This window comes from Undibacterium sp. GrIS 1.2, from assembly GCF_040544435.1.
Classification (GTDB): domain Bacteria; phylum Pseudomonadota; class Gammaproteobacteria; order Burkholderiales; family Burkholderiaceae_D; genus Undibacterium.
In genome coordinates this window covers 17,242-33,874 of the sequence record NZ_JBEONP010000028.1, presented here as the reverse complement: position 1 = coordinate 33,874, position 16,633 = coordinate 17,242, and the positions used below count along the sequence as shown (strand labels likewise).

Annotated in this window: 16 protein-coding genes; 7 read left to right on the top strand and 9 right to left on the bottom strand. The window is 47.3% G+C overall.

Annotated features, from left to right (window positions below; all coding sequences use genetic code 11):
* Positions 1-26 precede the first annotated feature (26 nt).
* Positions 27-554, top strand: coding sequence for a GNAT family N-acetyltransferase (locus AAKU61_RS13305; RefSeq protein WP_354332939.1), 528 nt, complete (start codon positions 27-29; stop codon positions 552-554).
* 145 nt (positions 555-699) lie between these two features.
* Here the strand turns inward: AAKU61_RS13305 and AAKU61_RS13300 are convergent, their stop codons facing one another.
* The 5 genes from AAKU61_RS13300 to AAKU61_RS13280 all read right to left on the bottom strand — a co-directional run bounded on the left by AAKU61_RS13300 (position 700) and on the right by AAKU61_RS13280 (position 4,042).
* The gene (locus AAKU61_RS13300) at positions 700-1,134 is read right to left on the bottom strand and encodes a hypothetical protein (protein WP_354332937.1); all 435 of its coding nucleotides are present in this window, start codon (positions 1,132-1,134) and stop codon (positions 700-702) included.
* A gap of 120 nt (positions 1,135-1,254) precedes the next feature.
* Positions 1,255-1,635, bottom strand: a complete 381-nt coding sequence (locus AAKU61_RS13295; protein ID WP_354332935.1) for a glutathione S-transferase N-terminal domain-containing protein — start codon at positions 1,633-1,635, stop codon at positions 1,255-1,257.
* A gap of 166 nt (positions 1,636-1,801) precedes the next feature.
* On the bottom strand, positions 1,802-3,205 hold the full coding sequence (locus tag AAKU61_RS13290; protein WP_354332933.1) for a tetratricopeptide repeat-containing glycosyltransferase family protein: 1,404 nt from the start codon (positions 3,203-3,205) through the stop codon (positions 1,802-1,804).
* Between the two features lie 223 nt (positions 3,206-3,428).
* Positions 3,429-3,566: a hypothetical protein gene (locus tag AAKU61_RS13285; RefSeq protein WP_354332931.1), complete on the bottom strand. Its 138-nt coding sequence runs from the start codon at positions 3,564-3,566 to the stop codon at positions 3,429-3,431.
* A 104-nt stretch (positions 3,567-3,670) separates the two neighbouring features.
* Positions 3,671-4,042 carry a hypothetical protein gene (locus AAKU61_RS13280; protein ID WP_354332929.1) on the bottom strand — a complete coding sequence of 124 codons (372 nt, stop codon included), beginning with the start codon at positions 4,040-4,042 and terminating at the stop codon, positions 3,671-3,673.
* Between the two features lie 242 nt (positions 4,043-4,284).
* Here AAKU61_RS13280 and AAKU61_RS13275 point away from each other — a divergent pair, with 242 nt between their 5' ends.
* Positions 4,285-5,163 carry a DUF4349 domain-containing protein gene (locus AAKU61_RS13275; RefSeq protein ID WP_354332927.1) on the top strand — a complete coding sequence of 293 codons (879 nt, stop codon included), beginning with the start codon at positions 4,285-4,287 and terminating at the stop codon, positions 5,161-5,163.
* Positions 5,164-5,248: 85 nt separating this feature from the next.
* Here AAKU61_RS13275 and AAKU61_RS13270 read toward each other — a convergent pair whose 3' ends face one another.
* Positions 5,249-5,560, bottom strand: coding sequence for a cupin domain-containing protein (locus AAKU61_RS13270; RefSeq protein ID WP_354332925.1), 312 nt, complete (start codon positions 5,558-5,560; stop codon positions 5,249-5,251).
* 639 nt (positions 5,561-6,199) lie between these two features.
* Between AAKU61_RS13270 and AAKU61_RS13265 the strand changes: the two genes are divergently transcribed.
* From AAKU61_RS13265 to AAKU61_RS13255, 3 genes are all read left to right on the top strand, one after another.
* A complete protein-coding gene (locus AAKU61_RS13265) occupies positions 6,200-8,410 on the top strand; it encodes an OsmC domain/YcaO domain-containing protein (protein WP_354332924.1) in 2,211 nt (736 codons plus the stop codon).
* Between the two features lie 194 nt (positions 8,411-8,604).
* Positions 8,605-9,222 carry an SOUL family heme-binding protein gene (locus tag AAKU61_RS13260; protein WP_354332922.1) on the top strand — a complete coding sequence of 206 codons (618 nt, stop codon included), beginning with the start codon at positions 8,605-8,607 and terminating at the stop codon, positions 9,220-9,222.
* A gap of 126 nt (positions 9,223-9,348) precedes the next feature.
* Complete coding sequence (locus tag AAKU61_RS13255) at positions 9,349-10,056, top strand: TonB family protein (RefSeq protein WP_354332920.1); 708 nt, start codon at positions 9,349-9,351, stop codon at positions 10,054-10,056.
* 151 nt (positions 10,057-10,207) lie between these two features.
* Here AAKU61_RS13255 and AAKU61_RS13250 read toward each other — a convergent pair whose 3' ends face one another.
* Entirely contained in the window at positions 10,208-10,747 is a 540-nt protein-coding gene (locus AAKU61_RS13250) for an REP-associated tyrosine transposase (RefSeq protein ID WP_354332918.1), read from the bottom strand.
* A gap of 352 nt (positions 10,748-11,099) precedes the next feature.
* Here AAKU61_RS13250 and AAKU61_RS13245 point away from each other — a divergent pair, with 352 nt between their 5' ends.
* A complete protein-coding gene (locus AAKU61_RS13245; RefSeq protein ID WP_354332916.1) occupies positions 11,100-11,246 on the top strand; it encodes a hypothetical protein in 147 nt (48 codons plus the stop codon).
* Here AAKU61_RS13245 and AAKU61_RS13240 read toward each other — a convergent pair.
* A complete protein-coding gene (locus tag AAKU61_RS13240) occupies positions 11,229-12,920 on the bottom strand; it encodes an AIPR family protein (protein WP_354332914.1) in 1,692 nt (563 codons plus the stop codon). The two genes, AAKU61_RS13245 and AAKU61_RS13240, sit on opposite strands and share 18 nt — an antisense overlap.
* On the bottom strand, positions 12,917-14,680 hold the full coding sequence (locus tag AAKU61_RS13235; protein WP_503012614.1) for a glutamine--tRNA ligase/YqeY domain fusion protein: 1,764 nt from the start codon (positions 14,678-14,680) through the stop codon (positions 12,917-12,919). Before AAKU61_RS13235 ends, AAKU61_RS13240 begins: the two co-directional genes overlap by 4 nt.
* A 721-nt stretch (positions 14,681-15,401) precedes the next feature.
* Between AAKU61_RS13235 and AAKU61_RS13230 the strand changes: the two genes are divergently transcribed.
* Positions 15,402-16,481 (top strand): DUF2157 domain-containing protein, encoded by a 1,080-nt coding sequence (locus AAKU61_RS13230; RefSeq protein WP_354332912.1) that lies wholly within the window; start codon positions 15,402-15,404, stop codon positions 16,479-16,481.
* Positions 16,482-16,633: the final 152 nt, after the last annotated feature.

The following is a 16,633-nucleotide window of genomic DNA, read 5'->3' as shown; positions in this document are numbered from 1 at the left end:
ACCAATCGATACAGGAGATTATTCATATGATCAAAGGCAGTTGCTTTCATCTTCGGCATGTACAAAAAGACGATATCCCTGAGCTCATCAGATTGCTTAACGCACCAGAATCTAAAGGTGATTTTCTCTCTTTAGAGATGGTGTTGCCAGGTGCATTGGAGAAGAAATTTGAAGCAGAATCGTTGAGTAAAGAACTCAATGAAACGTTTTTAATCGTTGATCACGACGGGACGATTTTAGGTCGCGTGTTTCATTTCAAAACTATCTCTTACTTCAACTCACGTGAGATAGGCTACGGACTATTTGCCAGCGACAAACGTGGCAAAGGTATCATGACCGAGGCCGTGCAACTGCTGACTGATTATCTGTTTAAAACCTTGTTGATCAATCGCTTAGAGATCCACATGCATGTCGATAATATCGCCTCAGAAAAAGTGGCGATCAATTGCGGCTATCTAAAAGAAGGCATCGCCCGTGGCGCTTCATTTAGCCGGGGCAAACATGTTGATATGGCCATGTATGCATTGTTGCGGCATGAGTGGGAAGTGCTTTGAGAAAGTCTAAGTTAGTTGATATGGGTTTAATTACCGGATCAATCTAAAATTTCGATTTAGAGCGTCCAATCATTCTGCGGCTTCTGGCGTGATTTCCTTCCAAGAGCCGCAGAATGATTGGACATCTGTTTTTAGAGTTGACTTGTTAATCTGCTTTACGTGTTCTGGCGATGAACTCTGCATGCGGATAATCGGCTACCGTAAAATCAAATCCGCGTGAGGTCAGCCAGGTACAAGCTTCTTCTATCGTAGAGAAATAGTGGACTAAGTCTTCTGGCAAGTTGCCAGTTTTGCGGCGGTGGATTTCTTTGCGCATATTGTCTGGCACAACTACAGCGAGACAGACGCAAGAATTCTGGAATGCCCATTCACGCATTTTAGGGAATGCTTGTAGCGAATCTACATTCGACATCTCCCAATGGGCTGCATTGGTCAGACCCGCCCAAGGCTGGCTGACCGGTGCCTTTTTTTTCGTATCGAGAAAGCAAGCCCAGGTGCCTTCTTCATTAAAGCTACCCGCTGTAGTGCGTACGAGAACATTGCGTACTACGGTAATTTCCCATTGACCATGTATTTTCATCAGATTGATTTTAGATGATGGAATTTGTATTTTACTAGTGTCTTATTAATGTCGGATCGATGTCTAATCAATGCGTTATTCGCGCATGCTAACAATTAAACGCCTTGCTAAATCCTATCTTTATATTACCGCAAATTCCTGCTGCAAATAGTGCACGATATCCTTGGATTCATATAACCACTTCACGCTGCCGTCGTCGTTGCTGATCTTCAGGCAGGGGACTTTAGGGCTGCCGCCTTGGGCCAATAAAGTTTGGCGATGTTCTGTCATATGTTGCGTATTACGTAGTTCTATAGTCAGCGACAGGCGCGCCATTTCTTTCCGTACCTTGATGCAAAAAGGGCACGTTGCAAACTGATATAAGGCCAGCTTTTGGCATGCTGCATCGACCTTAGTCTGATCAGCGATGGAGCGCACGACACCTTTTGGCCGTGTCAGGCTTTCTTTCAACAGCATGAAAGGGCCGAGGACGATGCGTAGCAGTCTAAAAAAGTATTTCATGAGTTCTACCAGGTTTAAAAATGATGATGCTGTTATCGAGATTGCCGATTTGATGGGCGACGGTATCGACGATGTTATTGATATTGAATCAGCGCAGAAGGGCGCATTGTAAGCGACAAGCGCATGATTTCGGCAGATTGTATTGATGCGTGATCCACGCATCTCCCTAAGAAAATGTCTTACCGTCTTTGACCCAAATTGCCAGAGCCGCAGCAAGCTCGTCCATCACAGCATCCCAACGTCCAGCTGAGTCCTGCCTGAACAGACGCATTTGATGCGGGTACCATGGGCTGTCCTGACGATGCGCCAGCCAGCGCCAGTCTGGTTTATAGTCCGGCACTAACAGCCAGCACGGCACACCCAAAGCACCTGCCAGATGTGCGACAGCGGTATCGACACTGATGACTAAATCCAGTTGTTTGATGATCGCCGCAGTGTCTGCAAAATCTGTGACGCAGTCACCCAGCATTAACACTGAAAATGACTCTGGGATAGATTCTCCGTCCAACTCTTTTTGCAGGCTCACAAATTGAATGCCAAGCACCTTTAATACAGGCGTCAAATACGTCACTGACGGCAGCGAACGGTGCGCATCATTTTCAAAACGGGAATTACCTTTCCAGACCAGACCTACGCGTTTCTGATTGGCAGACGACAGCTGTGAATATTGGGCTGGCCATTTTTCAGACCACTGTTGCAGCACATCTGCATCGGCATGCAGATAAGGAATAGTCGCAGGGATAGTATCTAAGCGGGTCTCAAAGTGGAAAGGCAAACTCATAGGCAAGGTCCAAAAATCCCATTCCCGGTTCGATAAATTATCGTCCAGAGACAAAATTTCATCCACGCCAGCCAGACTGGCGAACAACCTTTTTAAACCTGGATGACAAATCAACGTGACTTTAGTCGCGCCTTTTTCTCTCAGCAAAACCGCATAGCGACAGAATTGGATCATGTCGCCATGACCTGCCTCAAAACCGATTACGATCGATTTGCCGGACAGGTCGCCACCTTGCCAGTGCTGACAAGTAAACACGTCCGATATACGTGTAATCCAATCACGCGCTTCCATGCAAGGCCAACCTTCGGCATAGCGCCCTTGCCGCAGCAAAATATAGGCTAAATTAAAACGTGCTTTCGCATAATCCTGGTCCAGATTGAGCGCATTACGGTAGCAATCCTCAGCTTCTTCCTCTCGTTTCGTACAGGCTAGCAAGACACCCAAATTGGACCACAATGCGGGTGAGTCGGAGGTAAATAATAAACACTGCCGGTATACGTTCTCCGCCTCATCAAAGCGATCGCGTGCCATCAGCATCGCGCCTAAGTTCAGATAAGTTTGTACCACGTCGGGTCGTACCGTGATCGCTTGCTGATACCAAAACTCAGCACTGTTCCATGCGCCAATTTGCTCTTGCAGATAAGCCAAGTTAATCATCACCTCAGCAAAGTCAGGGGCGATTTCCAGCGCTTGTATAAAACAGGCAATCGCTTTGTCATTCTCAGCATCGCCCATTAACTGATTGCCGGTAGCGAAAAGTGTTAGCGCTGATTGGGGATAATCTGACATCGGATTCGCTTATGAAAGGTGTTAGCAGTGAGATTCGCTATGCAAAGTTGAAATGCTATCGTATAAGAATTGTTGGCAGTGATTGTAGCAATTTATATGCGCCGCAATGCTACAGATAAGAGGACTCTACGCTGAGGTTTGGTCATCTTATGTAGAGTTCTAAAATCCTCGTGCCCGGACACGTCGCGTCGTTTTATTTTAAACTCCGCAAAACTCGCAATACCTAGGCATTACTGTGCCAGCTTGACAAGCTCTGCATGTACTCCAATACGGATTTTTTAAAATTCTGTAAAAAGAATCTCCAATCAAAGTGCGCCTCGCAGCCCAAAAACACGCCACCAGCCGCAATATCATTGGACATGCTTTACACTTAAAATAGAAGATATCCATCGAAATAGTATATGTGGTCATCGTTGAGGTACGTACGCGAATGGATTAGCGTATCTTGCCCCTGCGATGTGCGTGCTAATTTGGTGGACTAAGGTGGATTTTTCCGAGAGCGATTTTGGCGTTACTTTGACTGACGTGTTTAAAAAATGGTCTGCCGTTTTGATTTGACACAAACATAAAATATTCGCCCGCTGCATTTCTGGCGAAACAGGTTAACGAATATTGAACAACTAGGTCATCGTCTTCGTCACCAATAATAGACTCTTCCTCTTTAACGATCTCAGCATCCGCTCCATTGAAGACAAAACGAGCATCGCTGGACTTCGCTCGATAAGCGCGAAACTGTTCCTTCGCCTCTTCGCGATATCGACTTAGATCTTTATCTGAACCCTTCTTTAGCGAGAGTGCAAAAACAACTGGCAAGATTAAAAATATGATTTCTATCATCAAAGATAAACTTTCAAATCAAGTGTGAAGTTGCATATTGCGTGTTGTGCATTATAAGCACTCGCCTATTCGCCATCCATATTCACTCTGCAAATTACATATAACGATCTGTATCGTTCCTCAATCTGACGATAAAACATCTTGTACGAAATACCGCTGGAGCGTCCGATTTATGTTTTCAGCGTGCATATTTCAATGCGCTCAGTTAGTATCTATTTCATATCCAAACTACAAGTCATCTTATGAAAAAAACTGCTTTCTTTTGTATGCTTCTAGCGATGTTTAGCCTGAGTGCTTGCTCGAAAAAAGAGACTTCGGATGATGAGTATAGAAGACCGACAGGCGTCGTGTTGGCGCAAGAGGTCGCTTCTCCTCTTCAGGCAGAAATGCCTGCGTCAGCGCAAAGGGAACCTGGAGAAAGTAGGGCACCATCAAAAGCCAAGGAGTCCTCTCGTCGCTATCTTGCTTACGAACATTCCATCGGTATCAATATTGCTGAAGAAAAAATTACGCCATTGGTCGATAACCTCAAGCGCATCTGTGATGCTACCGAGAGTTGCGATGTTTTGGATATCAGTGTCAGCGGTAACGATTTCGCCAGCGCCGAATTGAAATTGCGTGCAAAGCCCACAGATATTCCTAAGCTGATCGCGTTAGTCAGCCACGAAGGTAAGTTATCCGATCAGCGCACCAGCGCAGAGGATTTGAGCGGACGGATTGAAGACACGGCAAAACAGATCGCTCTCAAAGAAGATTTTCGTAGTCGGCTGGAAGGTCTACGCGCCAAAGCGGGCAGCGATATTGATGCGCTGATTAAAGTCAATGAGCAACTGGTGCAAGTCCAGTCCGATCTAGAATCATTGAGTGGACAACGCGTTGTCTTGATGAAACGCGTCGATACCGAAATTCTCAACATCCGAATTGCCTCTGCAAACAAGGCTTCTGTCTTGGCACCATTAAGCCGCGCCGCTTCTGGCTTCGTACGCAATAGCCTAGATGCACTGGCAATGGTCGTCACCTTTATCGCAACCGCATTGCCATGGCTGCTGCTTCTGACTTTTTGTGTTTGGCTATTCAAAAAAATCAAGCAGTACAGAAGACGGAAGTTTGAAAAGAATTGATGTGTGCTTTAGTACTCACAAGATGAAGGTTCATGATGAACCTTCATTGTTTGAAGCGGTGCTCATGGCGACCCCATGTAAGTCATTAGCCGCGCTGAAACACCTTCATCAAACTCACACCGTCGGCACCCGCCACGCAAGCAGTTACCCCCGCCTCCAGATGGATTAACTGAGCAGCAGCCAACGCTACCGACTTACCAGCGATCGTCAGCGTGCATTCGCCTTGCAAGACATACAGCACAAATGCATGGCTGGCCTTGATGCTGATTGCCTCACTCTCGGGGTAGGTATTCAGATACAGCTTATGGGATTCCTCTGGATGCAATTGACGCACCGCGTCTTCAGAAATAGTAAGCGGTGACAGTTCAGACCAGGTTTGTGGGTGGGCGTGTGTCATGTGGATTCCTTTAAATATGTCAGACAAAGAGCCGGCAAGCGCTACAGCCTATTTGCCAAAAGGCGCGAGTATAAGAGTAAACGCGGTAAGAAGACAGCGAACGGGCAGAAATAAATGCGTGCCGATTATTGCAGAGTCAGTCTATCAGGCATCGGCTAAGGCTTTGCTTCAAACCACAACATCAACCTATCTTTGAACCCAGATTTTCCATTAGACCGCTACCACTTCGCAAAAAACGCAGACGGCGTGCGGTCTTCAGAGGGATAGCACGACCGCGATTTGAGTGCGAGCGCTACAGCGACAATTGCACCTTTGGCGAACTACCTGGCGTTGTTGCTCCTCCTAGCAAGATGTAGCTTGCGTCGTCGTCGCGTCTAGCCAGTCAGTCCGCCAAAGGCACACTTGTCGCTGTTTCAATGGAAAATCTGGGTTGAACGTCAGCATCTTGCAGGATGATGCGCGTCAAATTGTTTAAAAAAAGATAATGACCGTTTAGTATCGTTAGCTTGGTGGCTGTACTAATTTCTGCTGACAGACAGAGTCGACTGATTCTACCGCTTACCCTATCAGGCTAAAAGAACGGATAATGGCGCCTAATTCACGTTTACGCACTTTTGGCCGCCTTTTTGGAACACTCTCATGGAAATTAAAGTTAACTTTCTCGATAAGCTTCGTCTCGAAGCCAAGTTCGATGACTTCACAGTGGTAGCCGACCAGCCTATCCGTTACAAAGGCGATGGCTCAGCCCCCGGGCCTTTCGATTACTTTCTTGCCTCGTCGGCACTGTGCGCCGCTTATTTTGTGAAGTTGTATTGCAATACGCGCAATATTCCTACTGAAAATATCCGGCTATCCCAAAATAATATTGTTGATCCAGAAAACCGTTACGCGCAGATTTTCAAGATTCAGGTCGAATTACCGGCGGATATTTCTGATAAAGATCGTCAAGGAATTTTGCGCTCTATCGACCGCTGCACAGTAAAAAAAGTGGTGCAGGCTGGACCAGAGTTTGTGATTGAAGAGGTAGAGAGTTTAGATGCCGACGCGCAAGCCTTGCTGACTTTAAATCCAAATACGGATGCGGCCACTTATATCGTTGGCAAAGATCTGCCTTTGGAGCAAACCATCGCCAATATGTCTGGCTTGCTGGCAGGCCTGGGCATCAAGATTGAAATTGCCTCGTGGCGCAATATCATCCCGAATGTATGGTCGCTGCATATCCGCGATGCGCATTCACCGATGTGTTTTACTAACGGCAAGGGCGCGACCAAAGAAAGCGCCTTGGCATCAGCTTTGGGCGAGTATATCGAGCGGCTGAGTAATAATCATTTTTACGCAGGCTCGTTCTGGGGCGAAGATATCGCCAACGCCGAGTTTGTGCATTATCCGAACGAGCGCTGGTTTAAGCCTGGTAAAAAAGACGCGTTGCCTAAAGAAATTTTGGATGCGTACAGCTTAGCGATTTACAACCCCGATAAAGAGCTACGTGGCTCGCATCTGATTGATACCAATTCTGGTAATACAGAGCGCGGTATTTGCTCGCTGCCATACGTGCGGCAATCCGACGGCGAGGTAGTGTATTTCCCATCCAACTTAATCGAAAATTTATTCGCCAGCAATGGCATGAGCGCCGGTAATACGCTGGTCGAGGCGCAAGTGCAATGTCTGTCTGAAATTTTTGAGCGCGCCGTCAAACGCGAAATTTTAGAAGGCGAAATCGCTTTGCCCGATGTACCGCAAGAAGTGCTGGCGAAATATCCCGGCATCTTGGCCGGCATTCAAGGCCTGGAAGAACAAGGCTTTCCGGTGCTGGTAAAAGACGCCTCGCTCGGCGGACAATATCCGGTCATGTGCGTGACTCTGATGAACCCGCGCACAGGCGGCGTATTTGCCTCCTTCGGCGCACACCCGAGCCTAGAAGTAGCACTGGAACGCAGCCTGACAGAGTTACTGCAGGGTCGCAGTTTTGAAGGCCTCAACGATTTACCTCAGCCTACCTTTGTAAGCCAAGCCGTGACTGAGCCGAATAACTTTGTCGAACACTTCATCGATTCCAGCGGCGTAGTGTCATGGCGCTTTTTCAGTGCTAAGTCCGACTACGAATTTGTGGAATGGGATTTCACCAGCGAAGGCAGTAACGCCAATGCAGAAGAAGCCGCCACCTTATTCGGCATCCTCGCAGAGATGGGCAAAGAGGTCTACATGGCTGTGTACGATCAGTTAGGCGCGACCGCTTGCCGGATTTTGGTACCGGGTTATTCAGAGGTTTATCCCGTCGAAGATTTGATCTGGGATAACACCAACAAATCCCTATTGTTTCGCAACGATATCTTGAATTTGCATCAGCTCGACGATGATGCCTTAGAAGCGCTGCTCGATCGTTTAGACAACAACGAGCTAGACGATTACAGCGACATCGCCACCTTGATCGGCGTCGAATTTGACGAGAACACGGTCTGGGGACAACTCACCGTGTTGGAATTAAAACTCCTAATTAATTTAGTCTTAGAGCAATTTGAGGAAGCGCAAGAGCTGGCGCAAACCTTCTTGCAATATAACGATAACACGGTCGAACGCAGATTGTTTTATCAAGCCTTGAATGTCGTACTAGAGGTCATGCTAGATGATGATTTAGAGCTAGCCGATTACGAAGTCAATTTCCGTCGCATGTTTGGCAACGAGCGTATGGATGCGGTAATGGGATCAGTCAACGGCAGCATACGCTTCTACGGCTTAACGCCTACGAGTATGAAGTTGGAGGGCTTGGACCGCCATCAGCGTTTGATTGATAGCTACAAGAAATTGCACACTGCGCGGGCTAAGCTGGGGGCTACATCGAGTAAGGCCTGAGATTCATCTCGGACCCTGTAGTAATGAGTTTATTCAGCGCACAAACGAATGTTTTATCTCAGAGCAGTCGTTTGTATTGGAGCGTCGATATGCCCATATGTCGATATGCCGATATTGGCTAATGTTAGGTAAACAACAGTTGCAATATCACTTGGCCGTTATCATTGCCAGCACTTAGTTGAGGAAGAACACCAATGATAAAGATTCTCGTCTTATTGATTGCTATATGGGGAATCACCATGAGTGCTTTTGCGATTGAAGAACCGCGGTATGACCTGGTAAAGCAATACCCTGAGTTTGACATCAGAAAATACCATGCCTACATAGTTGCCGAAGTGATCGTGCCCGGCCCGGCGGATAAAGCCGGCAATAAGGGTTTTGACTATCTGGGCGGCTATATTTTTGGTAAAAACAAAGGCAGTAAAAAGATAGCGATGACGGCGCCAGTGGCACAAACCGCAGCACCAACGCCGATAAAAATCGAAATGACCGCACCTGTCTCGCAGACCGCAGCCGACGGTGGTTGTCTGGTGCAGTTCACCATGCCCAAAGAATTTACCTTAGATACCTTGCCGGAGCCGACCGATCCCAAAGTCAAGCTACGCGAGATATCCGCACAAACTTATGCAGTGATCACTTATTCGGGTAGTTGGTCGCAATCGCTATATGAAGAAAAACTCAGCCTTCTCAAAAAGCTAGCCAGTGAAGCAGGTTTGAAAATGGAAGGCGAACCTGTTTTTTCACGCTACAACTCACCGTTTTCATTACCGTTTTTTCGTCGAAATGAGATCTGGATACGGGTGGTTATGTAGTCGGAGTAGGGTGCAGTTTTTTTAGGTCGATAAGAAGAGTAGCGTGCACGATGCACTCATTTTGTCTAACAAAAAAGATATTAAACAGATTACAATTTCGACTCTTAATTTTTCATCAAGGTTCGTATGCGTAGTTTGATTAGTGCGGTATCGTTGTTGGTCTTAAACTCAATCCTGTGTCTTCCAGCGGCGGCAGAACAGCCGGTCGTTACAGATCAGACATCCGTGGCGGCGTCTGCGGCATCGGCCTCTGCTGCGGTAGTAGATGCATCAGAGCCACCTAAAAATAACGACATTAAAGTTATCGAGATCGATAAGGTCTGTGCTATTCCCGCCTATCCCAAACCAGCTCTCCGCATCGGCATGCAAGGCAAAACCATTCTTAACCTGATGATCGACAATGCAGGCAAGATCAGCGCCTTTCAGTTAGAGAAAAGTAGCGGCTGGAAATTACTCGACGTCACTGTGATGCAAGCAATCATTGGCTGCCAGGCGATACCCGAGGGTCGGTGGATACCGAGCGAGCGCAAAGTTGCCTACCTATGGAAACTCAATCAACCTGATGTCAGCCCAGCAGTGATCGACCCAAAAAGCTGTAAACCTTCAGAAAAGCTTCGCGTAGCCCTCGATAAAGAAAATGGAGTCGGCATCGTCGTTGGTATGTCCGTTTCCGACAAAGGTAAAGTACTCAATGCCCAAGTCCAGTGGGGTAGTGATGACGAACAACTAGACCAAGAAAGTCTGCGCATCGCACGGTCATGTGAGTTTGTCCCAGCCGAGAGAGGTGGCAAACGCATCGCGGATGCACAATCAATCAGGTTCGTTCAGAAGTAGTAGGCGAGGGCAGCCAGGCTCGCTGATGAAACGATAGGTTTGTTTAGTATGTCCAATCAAAATAAGCCTCGCAGCCCGAAAACCTGCCAGAAGCCGTAATATCATTGGGGGTAGGGTGCACAATGCGCACCAATTTATCCCCAGCGAATAACTATTCCCCAAAGTCCCCGGCAACATCGGCACCAATCCCCCAATCCGGCGGCAATATCTCTTGCGCGACATAACGATGAAATGTCGAATGTGGCCAATCCATCGCACGCGTAACCAGGCCATGTTTCGCCGGGTTAAAGTGAATATAATCGACATGCCGTGCAAAGTCGTTATCGTCACGGATTTGATGTTCCCAAAAGCGTCGTTGCCAGATGCCCGATTCTTTTCTTTGCGTTCGTGAGGCAGATAAATTATCCACGCCAAACTCATCGGCACAAGCTTGTGAGACCAACCGTTTGATCATCGACCAGCGAACAGAGAAGTCCGCATCACCTTGCGGCAGCGTCCAGATACAATGCAAATGATCTGGCAGAAGCACCCATGCATCAATCTCAAACGGATGTGTCAGACGTGTTTTTTGGATCGCCAGGCGCAAGGCATTACGCAATGATTCGGTGGCCAAAATAGGTCGTCGACGAAAGCTATTTACGGTGAAGAAATAGGTGCCGCCAGCGATATTTGATCGTCGGTAATTAGACATGAGAAAGGCGCGAAAAATAAAATCACAGCGTGCCTTGAACGCGATAGCTCGTCAATATTTGTAATAATAATCCCGCAGTAAAGATGCGCCTAGTGGCACAAAAAAATCACAAGGCGCATAAATATTAAGTAGGGTGCGCCATGCGCACCAATGATGGAAAAATGAACGGCTTAAAAAATGAGGATGTCCGGTGAAATGGTGCGCATGGCGCACCCTACGGAGGCACGCACGCTACGCTTGCTGCTTTGAACGCGATATCTCGTCAATCTCTGTGAAAACGATCCCCAGCAAAGATGCGCCTCGTGGCACAAAAACAAGCCACAAGCCGCACAAACATTAGGTAGGGTGCGCCATGCGCACCAATGATGGAAAAACAAACGGGGTAGAAAATGAGGATATTCGGTGGAACGGTGCGCATGGCGCACCCTACGGAGGTACGCACGCTACGCTTGCTGAGGTACGCACGCTACGCTTGCTTAGCTCACGGCATTTTTTTTAGCATCTGAGAATAAATATCTTTACATTTAGTTTGATTTTTAAACAAGCTTGGAATCATCGCATTTTCGTAATAATTTTGAACGTAAGTCACAACTGCCGCACTATAAAAATTTGTTAGTTCCACAATCTTCTCATCGGAAATTATGGATTTAAGTTCAGCACTCGGATTGTTTAGATCGTTTTTGGGAATGTGTTGAAAAACTAAGCCAGAAATCAATCTGTTTCCATATCTAACAATTTTTTGCTCACGAAGAATCCTATAGCTTTTCTCAAGAAATGAAAGTTGATTTTCGATCTTCCGGTTTATTACGACCGCTCTCCACGTGAGAATTCCCGTTGTAGACGGATTAAAGAGAGTTTTATATGGAGGTCTAGTTAAGTCCTCCCATACTTTTCCGATTTGTCCTTTTACTTGAACAATTATTGAAACATCTAACGAGGCGCAAGCTAAAGCTGTTGTACTTTCTTGTAAGTCAAAAGACGATGATGTCGATAACTGTTCGTCATTTCGCATAATGACGTAGTTGATACCATCAATTGCAAGCTCTGACTTTATTCTTTTTTGTTCGGTATCTTGTGCAACGAAATCTCTATTATCAATTTTGTTTTGGCGATTATTTGTTTTTGTGATGTTGTCGCCAAAATTGATGTCTGCGCCATCTAGAGAAACAATACGAATTTGAACATAAGCTTTGTCAATCGAAACCGATGGTTCTGCTTCGGCAAATCGTCCAATGGTGCTGATCGTTTGGGCGCCATTGACAACATACAAATCCTCACACGCAAACGTCCCCACTTCGGTATCTGAACCCCCTTTAGCTGTTTTCTTAACGCTTGATGCGATTGCAGTAATTCCGTTATTGAAATACCAAAAATTCTCAGGGAACTCAGTAAGTGTTTCTCTAATTTCTGCGTTCACGTCCGTGTCACCTAGTGATCCCCGGAGATTCAATGCCAATAATCTTTCTTTGTGTTGCCCCCAAAGCTGAGCGAGATCACTTGCACATATTTGCCCATAAACTGCGTATGACGGATTTTGTTTTTTGCCCCAATATCGAAGTTGTAATTCCGCTGAAATTGGATCATTTAAGTTTTCGCTAAGAGATTTATGAAGTAATGACTGATTAAGAATCGAGATCGATAATATTTCACCTGCATCATTGACTTCATTTTTTAAATCTGAGAAATCGCGCTCTGCATGAATTGATAGTTTGGATGTACCTGTATGGGCAAGAATTACGACAATTTTTGTAGAGGACGAGTTGAGAGCATCTTCTATTTCTACAGCTCTGGCATTAACTTTTGCATTAAATCTCTCTAAATTTAAGCTTAATAAATCATGAATTCCGGCGATAAATTTTTTAACCGAACCAAGATCAGGCTCGCCTTCTCCGCTTTTTATCCATTTGGTTTGTACTAAATAGAGACTTGAACTTTGCTTGTCATATGCGATCGCATCAATCCCATTATCATCATAACCATCAGTAATCGACTCAGCCGCTTCCTGTTCTGAGAGGCTTGTAAGGTGATAAATGGAGTATGCAGCAAGTGATCTGGATAGAAACACAGACTCCAAATCATCCTTAAGTTTTGACTTTTGATCAGCTAAATCAATCTTTCCCTCAAATAATTGTTTGAGTCTATTTCGTATCTGATTTACATGAATGACACTCATTTCGTCCCCCAACCATCCTTCAAAGTAGTAACCCGATTAAACACAGGTTTACCCACCACAGAGTCCACACGATCTGCCACAAAATACCCATGACGTTCAAACTGCAAGCACGTATCTGGTGTTACGTCTTTCATACCCGGTTCTACATAGGCTTTGACGACTTCTAATGCGTTTGGATTGAGTAAGGCCATGAAGTCTTTGCCGCCCGCGTCCGGGTTTGCATCGGTGAACAGGCGGTCGTACAAACGGACTTCGACTTCTAATGCATCGGCGGCGCTGACCCAGTGGATGTTGCCTTTGACTTTGTAATTGGCGCTGCCTTCGGTGCCGGATTTGCTGTCGGCGAAATAGTTGCAGTGGACGGCGATGATGTTGCCGTCGGCGTCTTTGTCTGCGCCCGTGCATTCGACTACATAGCCGTAACGCAGACGTACCTTGTTACCTGGGAAGAGGCGGAAGTAGCCTTTGCTTGGGACTTCCATAAAGTCTTCTTGCTCGATCCAGAGTTCTTTGCTGATGGTGAATTCGCGGTTACCACGCTCTGGGTGGTGCGGGTGAACTGGTGCGCTGCAGGCAATGTTCTCGTTCTCAGGGAAATTGTCGATGATGAGTTTGAGCGGTCGCAACACGGCGGTGGCGCGTGGTGCTTTGGGGTCGAGGTCTTCACGCAGGCAGCCTTCGAGCGTGCTGTAATCGATCCAGCCATCAGAGCGGGTGACGCCTATGCGTTCGCAAAACAGTTGCAGTGATTCTGGGGTGTAGCCACGGCGACGGATGCCGACGATGGTGGGCATGCGTGGGTCGTCCCAACCGCTGACGATGTTTTGTTCTACCAGTTGGCGCAGTTTGCGTTTGCTGGTGACGACATAGGTCAGATTGAGGCGGGCGAATTCGTATTGGCGTGGCACGGGATGCTCACATATTCCTCCTTCGGCGGCGCGTTCGATGACCCAGTCGTAGAACGGGCGGTGATCCTGGAACTCTAAGGTGCAGATCGAGTGGGTGATGTTTTCAATCGCATCTTCCAGCGGATGGGCGTAGTCGTACATTGGGTAGATACACCATTTGTCGCCGGTGCGGTGATGATGAGCGTGACGGATGCGATAAATAGCCGGGTCGCGCATATTCATGTTGGGCGACGCCATGTCGATCTTGGCGCGCAAAATATGTTCACCATCTTTGAACTCACCCGCCCTCATCCGTTGGAATAAATCCAAAGACTCTTCAGGTGTGCGATCTCGAAACGGCGAATTGATCCCGGGTTTAGAGAAGTCGCCTCGATTAGCCGCCATGTCATCAGCCGATTGGCTATCAACATAGGCATGTCCTGTATTTATAAGGTAAACAGCTAGCTCATAGAATTTTTCGAAATAATCGCTTGCATAGTAGAGGTGACTGCCATCGTCTTGTTCCGGACTATCGTTCCAGTCGAAGCCTAACCACTTGACGCTGTCGATGATGGTGTCGACATATTCTTGATCTTCTTTTTCTGGATTGGTATCGTCAAAACGCAGATGGCAACGGCCAGCGTAATCGCGTGCCAAGCCAAAGTTCAGGCAGATGGATTTTGCATGACCGATGTGCAGGTAGCCGTTGGGTTCTGGCGGGAAGCGGGTGATGACGTTGGGCAGGCCGTCACGGGTATAAGTGCCTGCCGCAAGATCGCGGTCAATAATGCCGCGCAAAAAGTTGGACATCGGGGCAGGTGCGTTTGCATCGTGTTTTGTTGCAAGAGTGGTGTTTTTATCGTTATTGCTCATGGTGCCAATCGTTTCAAAAAATAATGTGATGACAAGCATTTTACCGCAGCGTAACAAGAAGCCAGCGCAAGTTATTAGTTAAACCCAGATTTTCCATTAGACCGCTACTACTTCGCAAGAAACGCAGAGGGCGTGTGGTCTTCAGAGGGATAGCACCACCGCGATTCGAGTGGGAACGCTACAGCGACAATTGCACCTTTGGCGAACTACCTGGCGTTGTTGCTCCTCCTAGCAAGATGCAGCTTGCGTCGTCGTCGCGTCTAGCCATTCAGTTCGCCAAAGGCACACTTGTCGCTGGTCCAACCGAGATTTTCCATTAGGCGCACCGAAGGTGCTATTTGAGTGCTGGCGGCGCATTTCCGGTCATTTTTGACGCTCTTCGTTGCTCATGGCTTGCCATGATCGCCTCATTCGCATCAAAACTGCCTCGAAAAGTGCATCCGCCATCAACTCAAATCCTAACGGAAAATCTCGGTCCAATGGAAAATCTGGGTTAATTATTGACCGTTTATGCAGTGCGCTTTCTCTCTATCAATGATCTCAACGATGACAGGCGGAAATAGATGCACATTTTTGTTGATGAAAGATTAATATTCTCGACTTGAGGTATCGGCTGGTGATACTTTAAGAACATCTGCCACAGCGATAGCAAAAACGCATTTAATACCAGAGGGCAAATGCACGCTGGTGCAGAGAAATAATCAGTCGGGAGGACAAGAAAATGGGCAAATTAGTTGAACGTAGCGCCTTGATGGAGGCGGCAGATCTGGGCTTATTGCATTACGGGCAGGTCGAGCCTTTGATGCGGTTTTTAGAAACCCGGGCGATGAAAACCGGTACGGCACGGTTTAGCGGGACGATGGTTTTATATTATCTGGGCGGCATGCTGGCGATTGCGGCGTGCTCCTTATTCAGCACCCTTGCGGTGGAGCGCTGGGGCATGCCGGTGCTGCTGGCGCTGAGTATTGGCTACTTTGTATTTGCTATAGCGGTCGCTACCTGGCTGGATAAGCGCGGGCAGGGCGTGCTGGCGGGTATTTTTGCGACGCTGGCGATTGCTCTGGTGCCTCTGATGGTATTTGCGTTGCAGCATGTCACCGGGTTTTGGGAAGATAGCGCTAATGCTGAGCATTATCGGGATTTTCATCAATGGATAGACTGGCACTGGCTGGTGATGGAGTTGGTGACACTGTTGATCGGTGCGCTGATGTTGTGGCGCTTTAAGTACAGCTTTTTGGTGATGCCGGTTGCGGTGACCTTGTTTTATATGGGGATGGATGTGGTACCTGCCTTGCTGATGCATGGTGATATGGGCGATATCTTGGGCGGTGACTGGCATGTGCGGCAGCAGATTTCGCTGGTATTTGGGTTGGTGATGCTAGTGTTTGCGCTGGTAGTGGATTTCCGCTCACTGCGCGGTGTGGACTATTCGTTCTGGCTGTATCTATTTGGCTTGCTGACGTTTTGGGGTGCGTTGTCGTCGATGGGCAATGGCGCTTTGTCTGGCAAGCTGATTTATCTGGCGATTAATGGGGGCTTGATTTTTATCGGTGCGGTATTGGGTCGTCGGGTGTTTGCTGTTTTTGGCGGTATTGGTATCGCGATGGTGTTGGGCGATTTGTCCTGGCATTTGTTCAAAGACAGTTTTGCCTTTGTTGCCGTATTGACTTTGTTAGGTTTTGCGCTGATTGCATCGGGTGTGTGGTGGAGCCGGCATCGTGTGCGTCTAACCGCGCAACTCTCGAGCAAATTGCCGATGGCAATGCAATCTAAACTGGCAATGCGCGGCTTATCGACCTGAATAGATCCTAATATTAATGAGATCGATGTAAGGAAACGCCACCTCCTTAGACTAAGACACATAGTCGCAGTATAAATAGGGATATGAATATAGGACTTGGACAGCGCCAGATGGAGGGCGGTGTCCAAGTCTTTATTAAGGTTCCTGATTTT